Genomic DNA, 6,578 nt, shown 5'->3' with positions numbered 1-6,578 from the left:
TAAAAGCCTTGAATTTTACGAGGCTTTTGCTGGCTCATGGCTTCTGCTTGAGCTGGTGTTCGTTAGCGTCGATTTATAATCGTTGCTAGAGGAAGGGATTGAACCCGAATCGCTCGTGTTCCGGTTCAAGGAACCGCTCTTGCCCTTCATAGAGCAGGTGGCATTAAAGGTCGCGCCCGGCTCTACGGCCAATTTGGATACCTGAACGGTACCTTCGATAACGGCCGAAGATTTTAGGGATAATAAATCGGAGACCAAAAGCTCGCCGTTAAAGCTGCCCTCGATATCGGCGTTTACACATTCCACTTTTCCGTGAATGTAGCCATCCTTACCGATGACGACCTTCCCGGAAGTTTTTACGTTACCGTCCAATTTACCGTCGATTCTAAAATCCGCTTCGGATACGATATCGCCTTTGATCGTGGTATTCTTTTCAATTCTGTTGGGTTGTCCGCCTATTTCGTTCATGGTTCTTGGTTTTTTGTTGTCAGAAAACATTTCTTATGGTTTTGGGGTTAGTGAACTCCTAAACTCCTTTTACCGATAGTTTAGAGTAGTTCAACGAAATAATTTTATGGTTTAGTATACCGTAGTGGGTTATTATTTGGTAAGAGGCTAAAAACTTGTCCTCCGGCAGGCGCCCCTATGGATTTTTGAGCTACTCTAGTTTATTTCAGGACTTGATTTTTATATTCTTGTAGGTTTTTATGTACTTGAACTATTTTATAGTTGGAAGATAAAATTACAAAATTCTCATTCTTAATAAGATAATCCTTGTTAAACTTTATCAGTTCCGCAAAGCCTAGGGCGTAATCCTTTGACGGGAAGCCGTGAACAACGACAAATTGATCTTCCAGCGTGTAAATATCCTTTGAGATAATGTTCCGGTACTTTAAATCCTTTATGGCCGCTTCCAGATCGCCCTTTACCCGAAGCGCAATCTCATTGTTACTTCTTCTAAATGGAAAAACGACCTTCCAATTCCCCGTGCCTGTAGAACCTGTTTCCGAGGAGAAATCCTTGACTGCCAATTTTGGCAATTGTTCGGCCACCATACGCTCCGCTTTTTTGCCTTCGGGATTGTTGGGATAGGTCAACGCCACATAGTCGAGCTGCTCCTTAAACGGTACGAAGCCGTTCAATCTTCCGATGGCATTCGCCTTCAGCATTTCGAATTTCGGCACGATAGGGTCGCCGGTATATTTGTCGATATTTTCCTCGGCGCCCGTTATCGTTTGTAGGTATTCTTGTTGCTGGTACAATCGGTACAAGGCGGCATAGCGCGCATCGGGACTGTCGGCATCGTCTTCCAAAACTGCCCGGGGATTGAGCAATATTTCTGCATACCGCGAATCGGCATGGTTTTGTAGAATGTTCGCTTTCATCTGCGCCATCAGCGGGCTGCCTTCTTCCTCATAAATCTTATACAGGTTGTATTTGGAGGGAAGAATCAATCGCTCTTCGGGCTCGGAGGCCAGTACATCTTCCAACTTTCCTGCGGCCAGGCCATTTTCCTTGAACTTTTCCTTGTAAATGAGTCCCAATTGATAGTTGGCAAAATTGCGTTCTGTTTTGAGGCTGTCGATAAAGCTTTCTTCCTTCGGGATTCTATCCATATAAAAATCGACAGTCAACCGTTCCTCCTCGGTCGGTTCACCGCTTAGGCTGTCATTGGAGGCGACCAGTTCCCCGGTCGCTTCAGAGGGCAGTAATCTGCCTTTCTTGCTCCAGCGCCAATCGTCTTCGAGTTGTCGCTTTCCCCATTTTTGTACGAAATCGTTCTTGCCGTAGCCTAAGCTGGTCAGGTTGTAGAAGTAGAACTTCCCCTTATTTTCCTTTCCGCCCTTGCTTTCGGCAAACTGGGCGAACCCGGCAGTAATACGATCTTCCTCTTTTTTGGCGCCAGCAAGCTTTTCGGCCTGCAGCTTGGCCACATACTTTTCGAAATAAGCGATCTGGTCGTCGACCGGAAGGTTGTACAGCGTAATCACGCTATCGGCATTTTGGACGATATCCTCATATTTGATGACATCCTCCAAATTATCCAGTTTTTTCTTGGTCGAACGGAACTTCTTGGTGTTCTCTTCAAGATTCGTCAATACGCTATCGTAATAAGCTCCCGACAGCTTATATTCGTTCTCGTCGAACTGGTACACGGCCAGATTTTCGTAATTCAACGCGTTTAATTTGGGTTCGTTCTCCGTGGCGCGCAGTGACTTGTTGAAGTACACCAAGGCCATACTGTCGTTTTCCTGTTCGAGATGATATTCTGCGACTTGGCGGTAGATTTTATCCAAAAACGGCCTATTTTCGCGATTTTCTTCCATTTTAGTGAGGAATTCAAGCATTTCCAGCTTGTTTTCTTCCGTAACTTCGGTATTCCTTATTTTTTCGATTTCCGCATTTATCATGTAGACCCGTGGGGATCTCCGGTTCAGTTCAACGATTTTGTCGAAGGCGTAATTGGCACTGTCTTTCTGCTGCAATCGGTTATAGAGCTGCCCGATAATGTAGTAATAACGCCCTTTTTCAGGATTCTTTTTGGTATGATAGGATGCGATTTTCAACTGTTGTACGGCCTTGCCCAAAGAATCTTGGTTGATATAGGCCTGCGCCAACATGGCCCGTGCATCGGCATACTCCTGATCATCGAGATTTTCGTATTTGAAAACCCGCTTGAGGTTTTTAATGGCGAGGTCTTCATTTTCCAGACGGATGTTCACCTTCTCACGCCAGATATGCGCCTCGCCCAGCTTATCGCTGTAATTGTATTTGTTGATGATATAGTTGAATGCCTCTAAAGCGGGAATGTACCGCTGGTCAAAATACCGCGCCTTGCCCAATAATAAAAAGGCTTCGTCGGTCTGCGGGTTGCGCTCCTCGTCCTTGATATCCATACTATGTTTCTGTATGGCCTTGCTCGCCTTTTCTTCGGCGATGATAAAATTGGGATTATTATTTTCGGAATCGAGCTTGATATCCTCGGTCACCTCAAGGCGTTCTACGGGAAGTATTTCCCAGTAATCGTCCTTATAATTGGTGTTGAGCTCGTTGCGGCCTTCCTCAAAGGCGATGTTACCATTGTACAGGGTGTTGTACTTGGTGTTCAGCGCATGCCAGTTACGGTTTACGAATTTATCCTTTTTGGTAGAGCAGGCGTTGAAAACGATGCTTATTAAAAGGATAAAAAGGATGTATCTATATGGATGTTTCAAGATTGCAAAGGTACCTATGCTACTTTAACTGAATTTTAGCAGGATTAGTATGTTGCTCGTCGAGAAAATTGAAGGAGTCTTAAATTACCGGGCAAGAGCCAAGAAATAAGACAGAGCATTCACGTTTCGTTCCTGGTAGAGCATGCAGGTTTGCCCCCATTGTAGTCGAGTTTTGCGCAAACCTGCACAACCCAAGTGTTTATCTAACATACTATCCGGTTTGTTAGGACGGTTGTTCGTCTATCCGCCCAATGTTTTTGGGGGACTGACGGATGATTTTTGATCAATAGTCGCATTAAGGCATATTTTAATTGCTGTGAAGAAATTATAAAACCGACCACCCGGTCAGTTTTTGAAATTTGATCCAAGCGGAGCACTTTCACCAGAAAGAGAGCCGGACGGCACCTCATTTCCACTAAAAAACAACTCCAGTTCCTTTAAGGTCTCGGCCGAAGTCTTGATATCCTTAACAATTTCGCCCTTGTTCAGAACTACGATGCGTTCGCAAACTTCGGTGACATGAATCAAGTCGTGGCTCGAAACCAAAACCGTTACGCCTTGTTTGGCAGCCAAATCCCTGATGATATCCTTCAGACGGATTTGGGTGGTAGGATCTAGATTGGCAAAAGGCTCATCCAAAATCACCACTTCGGGGTTACCTATAAAGGAGGCTACGATGCCTGCTTTCTTTTGGTTGCCTTTGGAGAGGTCGCGCAAGTATTTTTTCTGCCCTAGGATTTCGTCGTGGAAGAAATCCTGAAAATCGGAGAGCATGGCATTGACGTCGGCTTTGTTTTGTCCCCGTAGTTCGCCGATAAAGTAGAAATACTCTTCCGGGGTCAGGTAGCCGATCAAAAAGGTCTCGTCGATAAAGGCGGAGGTAAAGGGTTTCCAAGCCTCGCTTTGGTCGATCCGAATCTCGTTCGAAACGATATGACCGGTAGTCGGCTGGATCAAGTCCAACAAAAGACTGAAAAAGGTGGTCTTTCCGGCGCCATTGTTGCCTACCAGGCCGAAACTTTGGCCTTTAGGGATTTCCAATTGGTGTATGTTCAATACGGTTTGTATGCCGTATTTTTTGGTGAGATTCTGTGTGGTTATCATCTATTTTTCTTTTTGTCATTCCCGCACTTCGGCAGGAATTTTTTAATCAACTGTTCTTTTCCCTAAACCCGGCGATCATTCCATACTTCCTCTTTCGGTAACCTTCGGTAATATTGTCCATCAAGGGTTTTTTGAGGGCATAACCGATTATCCCGAATATGGAAAGGGTGACGATGGCAGCTTCGAAAGAGACAAAAGTTTTCAATACAAAATAAAGGATGCTCGGTACGACTATCAACGGTATCAATATCAAAAACTGCGTGGCGCTGGTGCCCTGCATATTGCCGAAAGCACTTTTGGTCAGGTCGACCCGTTTTTTGTTGAACGATCCGAAAAAAAGCACTACCGGCAGATTAACGCCCAAATTGTAGAGCGCACAGGCGAAATTGATGGCCAATGCCTGCCATCCGAAATAAACATAGGGAATGGAGAGCAGAAACATGACAACAACGCTGACCGATATAAGCCCTGCCTTCGATTCCAAATACTTGCGCAACGGAATGTTCTGGGCCATCATCATACTATAATATTCACTGTCCCATGCGGGAATGAACTGTCCGAAATTTGACAAAAAGGCACCGGTTATAAAGATTCCAGCGAAAATATAAATGGTAGAGGTCGGCCCATAGGTTCCCGTCATATAGAAAATCAGGCCATAGGCAAGAATGCCCAACGAAACAAAAACCTGCATCTTGGTCCGTTTGTTCCGCCAGATCATTTTTAGGTCCAGCCGCAAGAACGGGGCGATACTGCCAAAGCGTTTGGTCCATGAAAGATCGGAGGTTGTCGCTTGTTTGGTTTTCTGTTTTAGGGATACGTCCAAAAACAGCCTTCCCCTGAGATGGTTGTAGTTTATGTAAAAAGAAGTTGCCGTCAATACTATGGGAATAAAGGTGTAAATGGGATTTTGAAAAAGCGCGTAGAAAAGTGTACCGACATATTGCTTGACGGGAAGTATTCCGAAATACTCCAACCCGTACAATCCTACCAACAAGAGTGCTAACAAAATCAGGGCCTTGTCGTTCTTATTAATCAAAAAGTTGATATAATTTATGGAGAGAACGATGCCGATAACCGATATGAGCCACACAAGTACGTTTGTTGCGGCATACCCTTGATCCAGAAGTACGATACAAAAGGGCACAAAAAAGAACAGGGCGAGAAAGTTATAGAACGAAACCGCCGAACGCGCCAAGATATAGTGTGTAATGCTACTTTTTTTAACCGGAAGCGTCAAAAATGGCTTGATGTCCATCACGGGGAGTTTCTGCATAAAATACCGCAGGAAAAGTTCGCCCAGCACCCAAAAGACCAAATATTGGCTGAGGATAAACACCGGGTCGCTGTCGGGAAACTGCTTTTCGAAAATAAAGAACGCCCCCACTCCCAAAAACGCCAAAATCCCTAAAAAATAAACGGCCATAAAACCCATCAGAATCTTGATGCCCAAGCTTTTTCCAAGGGAAGAAGAGCGGAAGAAGGATTTCCATTGAAGGCTAATGAAGTGTTTGAACATAGAATTAGGTTAGATTACCTACATGATGGTGTTTAAAACTAATACTTTGTTACGGATTTGAAGTGCGTTTTTTTACCTTTTCCGTTTTAATTCGATTTCCCAATCCGTATTTTTGCAATCCTTAAATCAGGGTTAGCGGTTGCCGAGCGCAATTGTTTCTTTAACTTTTCAACTTTTTAACTCAATTACTTAACAAAAGCATGGCAGAATTCCATACACTAACTGTAAGACACATCAAACCTCTGACGCCGAGTTCGGTGGCGATTACGTTTAGTATTCCCAAGGAATTGATACAGACCTTTGACTTTGTACCGGGACAATACATTACTATCAAAACCGAAATCAAAGGAAAGGAATTGCGTAGGGCGTATTCCATTTGCTCATCACCAAGGAGCGATTGTTTCACCATTGGGGTCAAAAAAGTGGATAAAGGTGGATTTTCCGATTTTGTCCACACCCAACTGGCCGTTGGCGATACTTTGGAGGTCATGCCGCCGGAAGGCCGTTTTACCTTTCAATCTACCGGGCAACCAAAAACGATCGCTGCTTTTGCGGCCGGTAGCGGTATTACCCCGATTATGAGTATTGCCAAGGCCGTGTTGGAAAGTCATCCGAAGAGCAAGTTCGTCTTGGTCTATGGCAATAAATCGTTCAAGGAAACTATGTTCTACACCGATTTGGTAAAGTTGGAACTGGACCACTCCGACCGGTTTTTTGTATACTTCGTAACCAGTAAAACCCAG

General features: G+C 44.5%; 5 protein-coding genes. 1 reads left to right on the top strand and 4 read right to left on the bottom strand.

Translation table 11 applies throughout. From position 1 onward, the window contains the following. Positions 1 to 15: 15 nt before the first annotated feature. The 4 genes from ACEW8S_RS16305 to ACEW8S_RS16290 all read right to left on the bottom strand — a co-directional run bounded on the left by ACEW8S_RS16305 (position 16) and on the right by ACEW8S_RS16290 (position 5,835). Positions 16 to 498, bottom strand: a complete 483-nt coding sequence (locus tag ACEW8S_RS16305; RefSeq protein ID WP_373519181.1) for a polymer-forming cytoskeletal protein — start codon at positions 496 to 498, stop codon at positions 16 to 18. A gap of 170 nt (positions 499 to 668) precedes the next feature. Continuing rightward, complete coding sequence (locus ACEW8S_RS16300) at positions 669 to 3,215, bottom strand: tetratricopeptide repeat protein (protein ID WP_373519180.1); 2,547 nt, start codon at positions 3,213 to 3,215, stop codon at positions 669 to 671. Between the two features lie 345 nt (positions 3,216 to 3,560). Further along, positions 3,561 to 4,319 (bottom strand): ABC transporter ATP-binding protein, encoded by a 759-nt coding sequence (locus tag ACEW8S_RS16295; protein WP_373519179.1) that lies wholly within the window; start codon positions 4,317 to 4,319, stop codon positions 3,561 to 3,563. 46 nt (positions 4,320 to 4,365) lie between these two features. After that, entirely contained in the window at positions 4,366 to 5,835 is a 1,470-nt protein-coding gene (locus ACEW8S_RS16290; protein WP_373519178.1) for a DUF5687 family protein, read from the bottom strand. A 200-nt stretch (positions 5,836 to 6,035) separates the two neighbouring features. Between ACEW8S_RS16290 and ACEW8S_RS16285 the strand changes: the two genes are divergently transcribed. After that, on the top strand, positions 6,036 to 6,578 hold a 543-nt coding region (locus ACEW8S_RS16285; protein ID WP_373519177.1), incomplete at its 3' end, for an FAD-binding oxidoreductase.

Source organism: Pricia sp., from assembly GCF_041745955.1.
Taxonomy (GTDB): domain Bacteria; phylum Bacteroidota; class Bacteroidia; order Flavobacteriales; family Flavobacteriaceae; genus Pricia.
This window is presented reverse-complemented; position numbering and strand designations above follow the sequence as displayed.

What these genes read in the sequence shown, in the direction of transcription:
- ACEW8S_RS16305 (WP_373519181.1), bottom strand. Translation starts at nt 498, where the DNA reads ATGTTTTCTGACAACAAAAAACCAAGAACCATGAACGAAATAGGCGGA.
- ACEW8S_RS16295 (WP_373519179.1), bottom strand. Translation starts at nt 4,319, where the DNA reads ATGATAACCACACAGAATCTCACCAAAAAATACGGCATACAAACCGTA.
- ACEW8S_RS16290 (WP_373519178.1), bottom strand. Translation starts at nt 5,835, where the DNA reads ATGTTCAAACACTTCATTAGCCTTCAATGGAAATCCTTCTTCCGCTCT.